The 13982-nt window shown below is 71.6% G+C and carries 10 protein-coding genes; 2 read left to right on the top strand and 8 right to left on the bottom strand.

Going from position 1 to position 13982, the window contains the following annotated elements; genetic code table 11:
* Positions 1 to 12: 12 nt before the first annotated feature.
* The 8 genes from thrB to argS form a co-directional block, all read right to left on the bottom strand.
* Positions 13 to 957 carry a homoserine kinase gene (thrB, locus tag ACGFH8_RS34495; protein WP_393375746.1) on the bottom strand — a complete coding sequence of 315 codons (945 nt, stop codon included), beginning with the start codon at positions 955 to 957 and terminating at the stop codon, positions 13 to 15.
* A 110-nt stretch (positions 958 to 1067) separates the two neighbouring features.
* Complete coding sequence (locus tag ACGFH8_RS34490; protein WP_393375744.1) at positions 1068 to 2312, bottom strand: MFS transporter; 1245 nt, start codon at positions 2310 to 2312, stop codon at positions 1068 to 1070.
* 11 nt (positions 2313 to 2323) lie between these two features.
* Positions 2324 to 3142: a polysaccharide deacetylase family protein gene (locus tag ACGFH8_RS34485; RefSeq protein WP_393375742.1), complete on the bottom strand. Its 819-nt coding sequence runs from the start codon at positions 3140 to 3142 to the stop codon at positions 2324 to 2326.
* A 158-nt stretch (positions 3143 to 3300) separates the two neighbouring features.
* Positions 3301 to 6576: an efflux RND transporter permease subunit gene (locus ACGFH8_RS34480; RefSeq protein WP_393375741.1), complete on the bottom strand. Its 3276-nt coding sequence runs from the start codon at positions 6574 to 6576 to the stop codon at positions 3301 to 3303.
* Between the two features lie 143 nt (positions 6577 to 6719).
* Positions 6720 to 7769, bottom strand: coding sequence for a threonine synthase (thrC, locus tag ACGFH8_RS34475; protein WP_393375738.1), 1050 nt, complete (start codon positions 7767 to 7769; stop codon positions 6720 to 6722).
* 140 nt (positions 7770 to 7909) lie between these two features.
* Positions 7910 to 9220 carry a homoserine dehydrogenase gene (locus ACGFH8_RS34470; RefSeq protein WP_393375849.1) on the bottom strand — a complete coding sequence of 437 codons (1311 nt, stop codon included), beginning with the start codon at positions 9218 to 9220 and terminating at the stop codon, positions 7910 to 7912.
* A gap of 8 nt (positions 9221 to 9228) precedes the next feature.
* Entirely contained in the window at positions 9229 to 10614 is a 1386-nt protein-coding gene (gene lysA / locus ACGFH8_RS34465) for a diaminopimelate decarboxylase (RefSeq protein WP_393375736.1), read from the bottom strand.
* Position 10615: 1 nt separating this feature from the next.
* Positions 10616 to 12283: an arginine--tRNA ligase gene (gene argS / locus ACGFH8_RS34460; RefSeq protein WP_393375733.1), complete on the bottom strand. Its 1668-nt coding sequence runs from the start codon at positions 12281 to 12283 to the stop codon at positions 10616 to 10618.
* Between the two features lie 97 nt (positions 12284 to 12380).
* On the opposite strand from argS, the gene ACGFH8_RS34455 reads away from it, so the two are divergent.
* Complete coding sequence (locus ACGFH8_RS34455; RefSeq protein ID WP_393375730.1) at positions 12381 to 13184, top strand: DUF3105 domain-containing protein; 804 nt, start codon at positions 12381 to 12383, stop codon at positions 13182 to 13184.
* Positions 13185 to 13192: 8 nt separating this feature from the next.
* Positions 13193 to 13864: a DUF305 domain-containing protein gene (locus ACGFH8_RS34450; protein ID WP_393375727.1), complete on the top strand. Its 672-nt coding sequence runs from the start codon at positions 13193 to 13195 to the stop codon at positions 13862 to 13864.
* The last annotated feature ends 118 nt before the right edge of the window (positions 13865 to 13982 follow it).

Genomic DNA, 13982 nt, shown 5'->3' with positions numbered 1-13982 from the left:
TCTAGAGCGTAATCAACTCTTCCGACCTGCGGCAACAGGGTCCCGCTCGGCGTGTCCAAGTCTACCCCGAGCAACCCGCGCGCCGCTGACGTCTATCGGTAACTGCCAGATCTCCCAGTCTGTTCCCGTTCCGAAGCCTGCCGGAGGCTCGCCGAACGCCAGCACGGTCGGGCCGGCCCCACTGACCACGGCCGCCACACCAGCCGCTCGCAACGCTCTGACCAGGGCCGATGTGCCTGGCATCCCGGCTGCCCGATAGTCCTGGTGGAGACGGTCGACGGTCGCCGGCAGCAGCAGACCCGGGTCGGCGGTGAGCGCGTGCACCAGCAGGGCCGCCCGTCCTGCGGTCAACGCAGCGTCGCCGTGCGGCACGGTGGCCGGCAACGCGGCCCGTGCGGCAGCCGTCAATCCGCGCTCCGCCGGGACGAAAACCGTGGGCCGTACCCCGTCCGCGACCGGCAGGGACACCGCCCGTGCACCCGTCGACTCGGTCCAGGCCACCGTGAAGCCGCCGAGCAGACACGGCGCGACGTTGTCGGGATGGCCCTCGATCTCGGCGGCCAGCCGGAGCGCTGCCGAGTCGTCCAGCAGGTGCTCCCCGTCGGTGACCAGGGCGCGGGCCAGCAGCACCCCGGCGACGATGGCGGCGGACGAGGAGCCCAGCCCGCGCGCCTGCGGGATCCGGTTGACGCACTCCACGCCCAGGCCCTCGGGGTGGGCGCCGAGCACGTCGAACGCTGCCCGCATGGCCCGCACCACCAGGTGCCGGTCGTCGTCCGGCAGCTCACCGGCACCCTGGCCGCTCACCGTCACGCGGACCCCGCCCGGCGCGACCTCGGCGGACACGTCGTCGTAGAGCCCGAGGGCGAGACCCAGCGCGTCGAAGCCCGGGCCCAGGTTGGCGCTGGTCGCGGGGACCCGGACACGGACCGGCCCGGCGGTGAAGTTCGTCGCCACGCGCTCATGCTAGGGCGTGTGTCAAAGTCCTCGGCCAGGGGCGTTGACACACACCCTGGGGCTCGGTGCCGACGATCCCGCCCGCTGCCCGCTGCCCCGGATCGACAGACTCAGCCGGCCGGGTTCGGCACCGGCTCCGGGACCGGGTCGCTGAGCGTGAGCCGGCGGGTGGCGATCCGCCAGCCGACCGCGTACACGAGGGTGATCAGCCCGCAGCCGGCGAGCACGACCCGTTCGTCCACCACGTCCACGACCAGGGCGACCGCCAGCTGACTCACCGAGATCGCCAGCGTCGCGAGCATCATGTCGGTGGCGAAGACACGCCCCCGCAACCGGTCCGGCACTTCGCCCTGCAGGGCGAAGTTCGACATCACCCAGTTGCTGCCGCCGGCGAAGTGCGCGACGAAGACCAGCAGCAGCACCAGCGGGAACCAGCGCACCACCGACGCGCCCAGATAGGACAGCCCGTAGAGCGACATCGACAGCGCGAGCCCGGGCAGCAGCCAGGCCCGATTCGTGAGCACCCGGCGCATCAGGATCGGCCCCACCAACGCGCCGGCCCCGCGCACCGCGAAGAGCAGGCCGGCGCCGAGCGGGCCGACGCCGTACACGCTGGCCAGCAACGGGAACACGGTCAGCACTCCGTTGCCCAGGCCCACCGCCGACTTCACCGTGACGAGCGCGAGCACCCGGGGGCGGTGCCCGATGTAGCCGAGCGCCTCGCGGACGGCGGCCCAGGTCCGCTGGGCCGGCCGGTCGGTGTCCCGTGGCGCCTGCAACGGGCGGCGGATGCGGGTGGCGAGGCCCGCGGCCAGCGCCAGGGCCACCGCCGCCACCCAGAAGCAGGCGTACGGGCCGGCAGCGGTGCTGAGCACGCCACCGAGCGAGGCGCCGACAACCGTCATGGTGCCCCAGGCCGAGCCGGCGACCGCGTTGCCGGCGGCCAGCTCGTGTGGCTCCAGCACGTTCGGCAGCGCGGCCTGCGCGGCCGGCGAGTAGAACGCCTTGGCCACCGCGACCACCCCGATCGCGACGAGCGCCAGCCACGCCGTTCCGGCGCCCCGCACGCCGAGCAGCAGCAACACGCCGGCCAGCGCGGCCACGTTGGCCGCGATCATGATCTTCCGGCGGTCGAAGCGGTCGGCGATCGTGCCGGTGTACGGCAGCAGCAGCGCCACGATGCCGGTGTCCACCGCCAGGACCAGCGCGCCCCAGACCCCGCTGCCGGTCAGGTGCGGCAACAGCACAAGTAGCGGCACCATGACGAACCAGTCGGCGCCAAAGACCACCAGTTCGGCCAGGAAGAGGTTGCGGAAGCTCCGATTGCCGGTCAGGACCGAGAGGGTGGACGCCACGGAGCGGCACCTTACCTGGTCGGTGTCGGGGCCACACTCGCTCTCAGCAGCGCCGAAACCGTGACGAAGGTGTAACCCCGCGACCGTAGCCCGCTGATCATGTCGGTCAGGCCGCGCAGCGCGACGAGCCGCCGATGCGCCCCCACGTCGTGGCCGAGAACGATCGTTCCCGGTCGGACCTCGGTCACGATCCGCCGGGCGTGGCCGGCCGGATCATCGGGAAAGTCCCGCTCGACCATCTGCAGCGACCAGAGCACCAGCCGGTAGTCCAGCCGGGCCGCCGCGTGCAGCACCGACCCACCCAGGTGACCGTACGGCGGGCGAAGCAGCGTGGGCTGCGTCCCGGTCAGGTCGGCGATCGCGTCGTGGCTACGGCGCAGGTCGTCGTACGCCTCGGTGGCGTCCAACTCGGCCAGGTCCCGGTGCTCCCAGCTGTGGTTGCCCACCTCGTGCTCGGCGAGCCGGTCGCGGACGACGTCGGCGTGCCGGCGTACCTGCGTTCCGACCATGAAGAAGGTGGCCGGAACCTGGTGCCGGGCCAGGGTGTCGAGCACCATCGGAGTCCACTGTGGTGCGGGGCCGTCGTCGAAGGTGAGGGCCACCAGACGTTGACTGGTCCTTCCCGACCAGACGACCTCCAGCGCGCCGACTCCGACCTCCTGCTGGCCGTTTCCGACGGTGGCGCTGGCGGCGCCGCCGGCGATCGGCAGCCGGTGGTGGGTGCGCCGCCACCCCTCGGACGCCCCGGCGCCGATGGCCACCCCGCCGACGACCAGCAGGCCACGGCGCAACAGATCACGCCGCACCCACCCTCGCGTGCCCTCGGCCATCCGCCCACCCTCGCGTCACCCGCACCCCATCTACCTACGAGGAGTATGCAAGAAGTTACACAAAGCGTGAGTCCGGTCGGATCGGAGTGTTTCGGCAGGTAGATGCGGGAACGCCCCCGGCAGGACCCTGCCGGGGGCGTTCCGAGGTGCGGTCCGACCTACTCGGTCGGCTCGGACGGGGGCAGCGGCGAGGTACGGCTCCGAGGCAGACGCAGCACCTCGAACTGGTCCGTACCCTCCACCAGCGCGGCCGACGGCGCGGACCGCCCGGCCGGCTGCGCGCCCTCGGCGGGAGCCGGGGCGGGCGCGCCACTGGGCACCGACACCTGGTTCGGAGCGGACACCTCGTCGGTGTCCGCCGTCTCCGCCGACCTGCCGGCGCGCCGCCGGTCACGTCGACCCCGCAGGGACTCCTTGGTGTGCTCCACCATCGCGTAGAGCGTCGGCACCAGGATCAGGGTGAGCAGCGTGGAGCTGAGCAGACCGCCGATCACCACCACCGCCAGCGGCTGCGAGATGAAGCCGCCCTCACCGGTCAGCCCGAACGCCATCGGCAGCAGCGCGAAGATGGTCGCCACCGCGGTCATCAGGATCGGACGCAGCCGGCGCCGGCCGCCCTCGACCACCGCCTCCCGAACGCCCATGCCCTTCGCCCGGTACTGGTTGATCAGGTCGAGCAACACGATCGCGTTCGTCACCACGATGCCGACGAGCATCAGCACACCGATCAGCGCCGGCACGCCGAGCGGCGTCCCGGTGATCAGCAGCAGACCGATCGCACCCGTCGACGCGAACGGGATGGAGATCAGCAGGATCAGCGCCTGGGTGAGGCTGCGGAACGTGGCCACCATGATCAGGAAGACGATCGCGATCGCCACCAGCACCGCCAGGCCCAGATCACCGAAGGCGTCCGCCTGGTCCGCGCTGACGCCACCGATCGTGAAGCTCGCGCCCGGCACGTTGATGGCGTCCAGCCGCTTCTGCAGCTCCTTGCTCGTCGCGCCCAGGTTCGAGCCGGTCGCCGTGCCGGTCACCGACACGCTGCGCTCACCGTCGATCCGAGCGACCTGCTGCGGCCCCTCGCCCTGCGTGACGTCCGCGATGTCGTCGAGCTTGGCCGACCCCACCGGCAGCGCCCGCAGCTCCTCCGCCGTCGCCGGCGGCCGCGTGCCCAGCCGCAACACCACGTTCTGCTGCTGACCGTCGAGGGCGACCTGACCCAGCGGCGCCCCCCGGAACGCCTGCGACACCAACTGCCCCACGGCGGCCTCGGTGAGCCCGGCCCGACCGGCGGCGACCCGGTCGACTGTCACGTCGACCCGCGGCACCCGCTCGGCCAGGCTCGTGGAGACGTCCTCGACGTCCGGGACGCCGGCCATCGCCGCCCGCGCCTCCTCGGCGGCCCGGGTCAGCACCTCCTGGTCGCTGGCCTGGACGACCACCTCAAGCTGGCTGGTGGACGCCTCCTGCCCGCCACCGAAGCTGATCTCACCCACGCCGCTGCCGAGCTTGTCGAACTCCTTGCGCAACACCTCACGCATCTGCTTCGCGTCGGTGTCACCATCGAGCGCCAACGACCAGCTGGCGACGTTGTTGCCGCCTCCACCCGCCCACGGGTTGTCCCCCGCGCCGGCGGTCACCTGGTACGTCTCGACGCCCTTGGTGGCCGACAGCACCGACTCGACCTGCTTGGCCGCCGCGTCGGTGGCCGCCAGGCCACTCCCGGCCGGCAGCTCCTGGCTCATGTTGAGGGTGTCCTGGCCGGAGTCGTCCAGGAAGTTGGTCTCCAACTTCTGGGCCAGACCGAAGGTGCCGAAGAGCACCAGCAGGCCGAGGCCCACGGTGATCCACCGGGTCGACCGCTTGCGGGTGGCGAACCCGACCACCGGCAGGTACGCCCGCTGCAACGGGCTGCGCAGCTCCTTCTCCTCCGCGGCGCGCCGTACCGCCTCGTCGTCCGCGGTGCCGCCACGCGGCTTCAGGAACCAGTACGCGAGCACCGGGATCACGGTCAGCGACACCAGCAGCGAGGCGAGCAGCGCCACCGTCACAGTGATCGCGAACGGTGCGAAGAGCTGGCCCACGAACCCGCCGACCAACGCGATCGGCGCGAACACCGCCACCGTGGTGAGGGTGGACGCGGTCACCGCACCGGCCACCTCGCGGACGCCGGTGACGATGGCGTGCCGCTTCTCCTCGCCGTACTCCAGATGTCGTTTGATGTTCTCCAACACCACGATCGAGTCGTCCACCACCCGGCCGACCGCGATTGTCAACGCGCCGAGGGTGAGCAGGTTGAGCGAGTAGTCACCGATCCACAGGGCGATCAACGCCACCAGCACGGAGAGCGGGATGGAGACCGCGGTGACCACCGTCGAGCGCACCGACAGCAGGAAGACGAGGATGACGATGACGGCCATCACCAGGCCGAGCAGGCCTTCGGTGGTCAACGACTCGATCGACTTCTCGACGAACGGCGCCTGGTCGAAGACGACTGTCAGCTCCGCACCGGAGGCGTCCTTCAGGTCGGCGAGCCGGTCACGGATCTCGTGCGAGATCTGCACGGCGTTGCCGTCCGGCGCGGCGGTGACCGCGATGCCGAGACTGTCCTTGCCGTTGGTCCGGGTGATCGCGGTGGCCGGCGCGAGCTGCTGCTCGACAGTTGCCACGTCACCGAGGCGGACCGGCGTCGCGCCCGGGCTGATCACGATGCCGCGCAGGTCCTCCAGGCTGGCGATCGGCGTACCGACCTGCACCGGGAGGGCCAGTCCGCCGTCGGTGACGGTGCCGGCCGGAACGGCCACGCCGTTCGTCTTCAGCGCCGCGCCGATCGCCGTCGGTTGCACCTGGGCAGCGGCCAGCTTCGCCGGGTCCGGGGTGACCACCACGACGTCGTCGCGGGTGCCGGTCACCTCGACCGTGCGGACGCCCTCGATGCCCTCCAGCTCCGGCACCACCGTCGCCCGGAGCTTCTCGGCGAGCGCCCGCTCGTCCGCCGCACCGGCCGCGGCCAGCACGACCGCCGGCAGGTCATCGGTGCTGCCCGCGATGACCTGGGGGTCGACGCTGTCCGGCAACTGGGCGTCGATCCGGCTCAGCGCGGTCTGCATCTTGTTGACCACGTCGTCCAGGTCGGTGCCGAACTCGTACGTCACCTGGACGGTGGCCGAGCCCTCACGGGACGTGGAGGTGACCTTGTCCAGCCCCGGGATGCCCTGGAGGGCGTTCTCGATCGGCTCGGTGACCTGCGACTCGACGATCTCGGGGCCGGCACCGGGGAAGGGAGCCACGATGAACGCGGCCGGGAACTCGAGCGACGGCAGCAGTTGCTGCTTCAGCGACGGCACGGCGAACACTCCGAACACCGTGGTCACCACCGCGATGAGGGCGATCAGCCCTCGGTTGGCGAGGCTGAATCTGGCGAGCAGCGACATCGGCCTGGTTCACTCCTGAACGAGTCTGCGGGCGGGGGGATACGTGAAAGTGTGCCGGATTCGATCACCGCAACCCCCGCCGCCCCCGGCGCAGTCCCACCGTCCGACCGCCGTCGCGTCCGCGTGGACGCCGGCGGCCCGCCTCAGGCGAGGTCGAGGGCGCGGGCAGCGGCCATCGGATCGTTGCCGATGGTCAGCGGCGCCGGCGCGGTGGAGATCGCCCACTCCGGGTCTTTCAGACCGTGGCCGGTCACCGTGCAGACCACTGTCGACCCGGGCGGCACCGCGCCCGCCGCGGCCTGCTGGAGCAGGCCGGCCACGCTTGCCGCGCTGCCCAACTCGACGAAGACCCCCACCTCGCGGGCGAGGAGCCGGTATGCGGAGAGGATCTCCCGGTCGGTCACCGCGGCGATCAGGCCACCGGAGGCGTCCCGGGCGTCCATCGCCTTGGTCCAGCTCGCCGGGTTGCCGATCCGGATCGCCGTGGCGATCGTCGACGGCTCCGGCACCACCCGGCCGGTCACGATCGGGGCGGCGCCGGAGGCCTGGAAGCCGTACATCTTCGGCGTGCGGGTGGTGGTGCCGGCGTCCCGCTCCTCCGCGTAGCCCATCCAGTACGCGGAGATGTTGCCAGCGTTGCCGACCGGCAGGCAGTGGATGTCGGGCGCGTCACCGAGCGCCTCGACGATCTCGAAGGCGGCGGTCTTCTGGCCGTGCAACCGGTCGATGTTCACCGAGTTGACCAACGCGACCGGGTGGTCCTGGGCCAGCTTCGCGGCGAGCGACAGGCAGTCGTCGAAGTTGCCACTGACCTGGAGCAGCTTCGCGCCGTGCACAAGCGCCTGGGCCAGCTTGCCCAACGCGATCTTGCCCTGCGGCACCAGCACCGCGCAGGTGAGCCCGGCCCGCGCCGCGTACGCCGCCGCGGAGGCGCTGGTATTGCCGGTGGAGGCGCAGATGATGGCCTTGTTGCCGGCCTCGACCGCCTTCGACACCGCGAGGGTCATCCCCCGGTCCTTGAACGAGCCGGTCGGGTTGGCACCCTCCACCTTGAGGTGCACGTCGCAACCGAGCCGGGCGGACAGCACCGGCGCCGGCAACAGCGGGGTGTTCCCCTCGTGCAGCGTGACGACCGGCGTGGCCGCGGTGACCGGCAGCCGATCCCGGTACGCCTCGATCAGACCCCGCCACATGTCGTTCTCCTCGCTTCTACCGTCGCGCTGACCCGAGCATCAGGGTCACCTTGGACCAGCCTGCCGGAGCTGTCGATGGCACACCCCGGCTTACCCACCTGACGGGACGCGCGAGCCGCCCCGTCGAAGGTGACAACGAGTCAGGCGCCGCCCTCGACCCGCAGCACACTGGTCACGGACCGGACAATGTCCAGACCGCGCAGCTCGCCGACGGTGGCGGCGAGCGCGGCGTCCGGTGCCACATGGGTGACGATGACCAACTCGGCGTCGCCGTCGCGGCCGGGCGACCCACTCGCCGAGCCCTGCCGCACCGTCGCGATCGACACGTCGTGCCGGGCGAACACACCCGCCACGGCGGCCAGCACACCCGGGCGGTCGGCCACGTCGAGGCTGACGTGGTAGCGGGTCAGCGCCTCGCCCATCGGCCGGACCGCCAGGTCCGCGTACGCGCTCTCGCTGGCCGCGCGCACCCCGGCGAGCCGGTTGCGGGACACCGCGACCACGTCACCGAGCACGGCGCTGGCGGTCGGCGCGCCCCCGGCGCCCCGACCGTAGAACATCAGCTGACCGGCCGCGTCCGCCTCCACGAAGACCGCGTTGAACGCGTCGCCGACGCTGGCCAGCGGGTGGCTGCGCGGGATCATCGCCGGGTGCACCCGGACACTTACCGTCTCCCGGCCGCTCGCGTCGACGCCCCGGGCCGCGATGCAGAGCAGCTTGATCGTGCAGCCCATCGCCTGGGCGCTGGCCATGTCCGCGGCGGTCACCTCGGTGATGCCCTCCCGGTGCACGTCGGCCGCGCCGACCCGGGTGTGGAACGCCAGCGAGGCGAGGATCGCCGCCTTCGCCGCCGCGTCGAAGCCCTCGACGTCGGCGGTCGGGTCGGCCTCCGCGTAGCCCAGGGCGGTGGCCTCCTCCAGGGCCTCGGCGAACCCGGCACCGGTCGCGTCCATCGCGGAGAGGATGAAGTTCGTGGTGCCGTTGACGATGCCGGTGACCCGGTTGATCCGGTCGCCGTGCAGCGACTCGCGCAGCGGGCGCAGCAGCGGGATCGCCCCGGCCACGGACGCCTCGTAGTAGAGGTCGCCACCGCCCTCGGCCGCCGCCTCGTGCAGGGCCACCCCGTCCTCGGCGAGCAGCGCCTTGTTGGCGGTGACCACGCTCTTGCCGGCCCGCAGCGCCTCGACCAACCAGCCCCGGGCCGGTTCGATGCCGCCGACGACCTCGATCACGACGTCCACGTCGTCGCGCTTGATCAGGCCGAGCGCGTCGGTGGTGAACAGCGCCTCGTCGACAGGCAGGTCTCCCCGGTCGCGGCCGAGCCGACGGACGGCGATGCCGGCGATCTCCAGCGGAGCGCCGATCCGCGCGGCCAGGTCGGCCGACTGCTCGTGCAGCAGCCGGACCACCTCCTGGCCGACCGTGCCGCAGCCGAGCAGTGCCAAGCGCACAGGTGACGTCATCCCACATCCAAAGCGAGCAGGTCCTCTTCGGTTTCCCGCCGGACGATCAGGCGCGCCTGGCCGTCGCGCACCGCCACCACAGGTGGCCGCGGCACGTGGTTGTAGTTGCTGGCCATGCTCCGGCAGTACGCACCGGTGCCGGGCACCGCGACAAGATCTCCGGGCTGCACGTCGGCGGGCAGGAATTCATCCTTCACCACGATGTCCCCGGACTCACAGTGCTTTCCCACCACGCGGGCGAGCAACGGCTGCGCGGTCGAGGCCCGCGAGGCCAGCGTCGCCGAGTAGGACGCGTCGTAGAGGGCGGTGCGGATGTTGTCGCTCATCCCGCCGTCGACGCTGACGTACGTCCGCAGGCCGTCGAGCGCCTTGACGGTGCCGACCTCGTAGAGGGTGAACACGGCCGGCCCGACGATGGCCCGGCCCGGCTCGATCGACAGGTGCGGCACGGCCAGGTTCTCCGCCGCGCACTCCGAGTCGACGATCTTGCGCAGCCGCTTGGCCAGGTCCTGGGGGGTGGCCGGGTCGTCCTGGGTGGTGTACGCGATGCCGAAGCCGCCACCCAGGTCCAGCTCGGGCAACTCCACCCCGCGCGCGTCGCGGATCTGCGCCTGGAGGGCGAGCACCCGGCGGGCCGAGACCTCGAAGCCGCTGGCGTCGAAGATCTGCGAGCCGATGTGCGAGTGCAGCCCGCGCAGCTCCAGCACGCCCTCGTCGAGGATCTTGAAGGCGGCGTTCGCGGCGGCGCCGCCGGCCAGCGAGAAGCCGAACTTCTGGTCCTCGTGGGCGGTGGCGATGAACTCGTGGGTGTGCGCCTCCACGCCGACGGTCACCCGGACCAGCACCCGGGGCCGGACCCCGCGCTCGCGGGCCAGCGCGGTGAGCCGGTCGATCTCGGTGAACGAGTCGACGATGATCCGGCCGATCCCGGCGTCCAGCGCCCGGCCCAGCTCGGCCACCGACTTGTTGTTGCCGTGGAAGCCGATCCGCTCCGGCGGCATCCCGGCCGACAACGCGGTGGCCAGCTCACCCCCGGTGCAGACGTCCAGGTGCAGCCCCTCCTCGGCGATCATCCGGACCACCGCCCGGCAGAGGAACGCCTTGCCCGCGTAGAACACGTCCTCGGTGGGGAAGGCCGCCCGGAAGTCGCGGCAGCGCGAGCGCAGGTCGGCCTCGTCCAGGACGTACACCGGGGTGCCGAACTCGGCCGCGATGTCGCGGACGCTCAGGCCCGCGACGGCGACCGCGCCGTCCGCGCCACGCGTCACGCTGCGCGGCCACAGCGCCGGCACGAGGGCGTTGACGTCGGCCGGGGCACGCAGCCAGGCCGGCCCCCGGTCGCTGATGTCCGCGTGCAGCGCACCAGCCTCATGAGCCCTCATGTCACATCCTCTCGGGTGCGGAGACGCCAAGCAGGTACAGGCCGTTGGCGACCACCGTGCGGGTGGCGTCGTTGAGCCAGAGCCGGGCCCGGTGCAGGTCGGTGATCTCCTCGTCGCCGCGCGGCAGGATCCGGCAGTTGTCGTAGAACCGGTGGTAGGACTGCGCGACGTCCTCCTCCAGGTAGTGGGCCAACCGGTGCGGCTCGCGCCGCTCGGCGGCGGTGGCGACCACCGCCGGGAACTCGGCGAGCGCCTTGAGCAGCTCGTTCTCCTTCTCGTGATCGAGCAGTTCGGGGCGGAACGCGTCGGCGGCACCCGCGACCAGCCCCACCTCGGCGGCGTTGCGGCCCACGCCCGCCGTCCGGGCCGCCACGTACTGCACCTTGTAGACCGGGTTGTCGTTCTTGGCCCGGGTCCACAGCTCGATGTCGATGTCGATCGGGGAGTCGCTGGAGTAGCGGGCCAGCGCGTACCGGGAGGCGTCCACGCCGATCGCCTCGACCAGGTCCTCCAGGGTGATCACGGTGCCGGCCCGCTTGCTCATCCGCATCGGGGCACCGTCGCGCAGCAGGTTTACCAGCTGCCCGATGAGGATCTCCAGGTTGCGCTCCGGGTCGTCGCCGAAGCAGGCAGCCATCGCCTTCATCCGGCCGATGTAGCCGTGGTGGTCGGCACCCAACATGATCACGACCCGCTCGAAGCCGCGCTCGCGCTTGTCCAGGTAGTAGGCGCAGTCCGCGGCGAAGTACGTCCACTCGCCGTTGGACTTGCGCAGCACCCGGTCCTTGTCGTCACCGAAGTCGGTGGTGCGCAACCAGGTCGCGCCCTCGGACTCGTAGAGGTGCCCCTGCTCACGCAGCCGGTTCAACGCGAGGTCCAACTCGCCCCGGTCGTGCAGGTCCTTCTCGTTGAAGTAGGTGTCGAACTCCACCCCGAAGTCGCGCAGCGAGGAGCGGATCTCGTCGAACATCAGCGCGACGCCCTCGACCCGGAAGACCTCCTGGGCGGCGTCGTCGTCGAGCGAGCGCACCTCCGGCCGGCGGGACTGCACCTCGGCGGCGATCTCGGCGATGTACGCCCCGCCGTAGCCGTCCTCCGGGGCCGGCTCGCCCTTGGCGGCGGCCAGCAGCGAACGGGCGAACCTGTCGATCTGCGAACCCGCGTCGTTGAAGTAGTACTCCGTGCCGACGTCGGCGCCGGTGGCCCGCAGCAGCCGGCTCAACGCGTCGCCGACGGCCGCCCAGCGGACCCCACCGATGTGCACCGGCCCGGTCGGGTTGGCCGAGACGAACTCCAGGTTGATCCGCTCACCGGCGAGCCGGTCGCTGCGGCCGTACTCCGCGCCGGCCTCGACGATCACCCGGGCGAGCTGACCCGCGGCGGCCGCGTCGAGCCGGATGTTCAGGAAGCCCGGACCGGCGATCTCGACCGATTTGATGCCGGCTGACCGGCCCAGCGCGTCGGCCAGGGCAGCGGCCAACTCCCGGGGCGGAACACCCACCTTCTTGCTCAACTGCAGGGCCAGGGTCGAGGCGTAGTCGCCGTGCTCGGGATTGCGCGGTCGCTCCACCACCGTGTGCTCCGGCAGGGCGGCGCGGTCCAGCCCACGCTCGACGAAGACGGCGTGGGCGGCGGCAAGGACGACCGAGGCGAGTTCTGCAGGAGTCACCCAGCCATGTTATCGGGGGTAGACTCGGGCACTCGGCGGCTACCCTGCGCGTCATCCGGCCCGCCACTCCCCTGCCCGACCGACTTGACGAGGCACGATGAGCATCAGCACCCCCGGTGGCCCTGAGCGCCGCCCGACCGTGGTCAGCACCGGCAAGAAGCCGGCGGCCGGCCGGCCGGCGTCCGGCGCCAAGGCCGGTTCCGGTAAGCCGGCGGGCACCCCGCGGGCCGGCGGCAAGGGCCCGCGCAAGCCGGTCACGCCGGTCAAGGTGAGCCAGGGTCGCGCCTGGGGCCCGATCGCGCTCTTCGTGGCCGTGGGCGTGCTCGCCGTCGGCATCATCGGTTGGGGCGCCTACGCCTCGTTCCAGGGCTCCAAGCCGTGGGACAAGCGGGCCAACGCCATCGACGGCATCGCCAACATCCGCAAGAGCGACGGCGAGAGCCTGAAGTACGAGTCGCACAAGTCGGGCCCGCTGACCTGGAAATACTCGCCGCCGGTGGGTGGCGTGCACAACGCCGCCTGGCAGAACTGCATGGGCGACGTCTACGACGCCCCGATCGCCAACGAGCACGCGGTGCACAGCCTGGAGCACGGCGCGGTGTGGATCACCTACCGCCCCGACCTGCCCAAGGACCAGGTCGACAAGCTCGCCGGCAAGGTGCGCGGCAAGGAGAAGATGCTGATGAGCCCCTACGAGGGCCTGGACAAGCCGATCTCGCTGCAGGCCTGGGGCTACCAGCTCAAGCTCGACAACGCCGACGACTCGCGGATCGACGAGTTCATCAAGGACCTGCGGGTGAACGCCTCCGCCGAGGGCCCGACGGCGCTCTGCAACACCGGCATCACCGCCACCGGCACCACGCCGCGTGAGCTTCCGCAGCAGCAGCAGCCCCAGCAGTAAGGACGCCGATGACCGCCCCCACCACCACCGACAGCGAGTACGACGACACCCCGGCCGCCCCGGACGAGGACGGCCGGGCTCCGGCGTCGCGTTACGGCGTGCTGGCGCTCGCCGTCATGGTGGTGGTGGGGTTGCTCCTCGGCTATGCGGGCGGCCTGCTCACCCCGCGGCTCACCCGACCCGGTGACGCCTCCGTCGAGGCGGGCTTCGCCCGGGACATGACGACCCACCACGCGCAGGCGGTGGAGATGAGCCTGATCGCGTACCGGTCGGCGACCCTCCCCGAGGTGCGGCAGATCGCCGTCGACATCGCCACCGGGCAGCAGGGTGAGATCGGCGCCATGCAGACCTGGCTGCGCGAGTGGGACCTCAGCCCCACCGGGTCGAAGCCACCGATGTCGTGGATGTCCGACGGGGCCACCGTCAAGGACGGCCTGATGCCGGGCATGGCCACGCCGCAGCAGATGACCGCCCTGCGCGACGCCAAGGGCATCGAGGTCGACAGGCAGTTCCTGACCTTGATGTACGACCACCACCTGGGCGGCATCCACATGATCGACGCGGCGCTCGACGAGACCGACAACGCCGAGGTCGTGCGGGTGGCACAGACCATGAAGAACACCCAGCAGACCGAACTCAACAACCTCCGGCAGCTCCAGGCGCAGGCGGCCAAGGGCTGACCGACCCGCCGGGCACATCGGGCCCGCGTCCCGCCGCACACCGGCGGAACGCGGGCCTGCCCGCTTTCATCGACTTGGGTTCAAGGAAGTCGGGCTGTTGCGCGACCAGGACACCCCC

It is taken from the genome of Micromonospora sp. NPDC049175, assembly GCF_043197345.1.
Taxonomy (GTDB): Bacteria; Actinomycetota; Actinomycetes; order Mycobacteriales; family Micromonosporaceae; genus Micromonospora.
This window is presented reverse-complemented; position numbering and strand designations above follow the sequence as displayed.

Bases quoted from the DNA above. Each gene is read 5' to 3' on its own strand.
- ACGFH8_RS34480 (WP_393375741.1), bottom strand. From the start codon at position 6,576: ATGTCGCTGCTCGCCAGATTCAGCCTCGCCAACCGAGGGCTGATCGCC.
- ACGFH8_RS34485 (WP_393375742.1), bottom strand. From the start codon at position 3,142: ATGGCCGAGGGCACGCGAGGGTGGGTGCGGCGTGATCTGTTGCGCCGT.
- ACGFH8_RS34455 (WP_393375730.1), top strand. From the start codon at position 12,381: ATGAGCATCAGCACCCCCGGTGGCCCTGAGCGCCGCCCGACCGTGGTC.
- lysA (WP_393375736.1), bottom strand. From the start codon at position 10,614: ATGAGGGCTCATGAGGCTGGTGCGCTGCACGCGGACATCAGCGACCGG.
- thrC (WP_393375738.1), bottom strand. From the start codon at position 7,769: ATGTGGCGGGGTCTGATCGAGGCGTACCGGGATCGGCTGCCGGTCACC.
- ACGFH8_RS34450 (WP_393375727.1), top strand. From the start codon at position 13,193: ATGACCGCCCCCACCACCACCGACAGCGAGTACGACGACACCCCGGCC.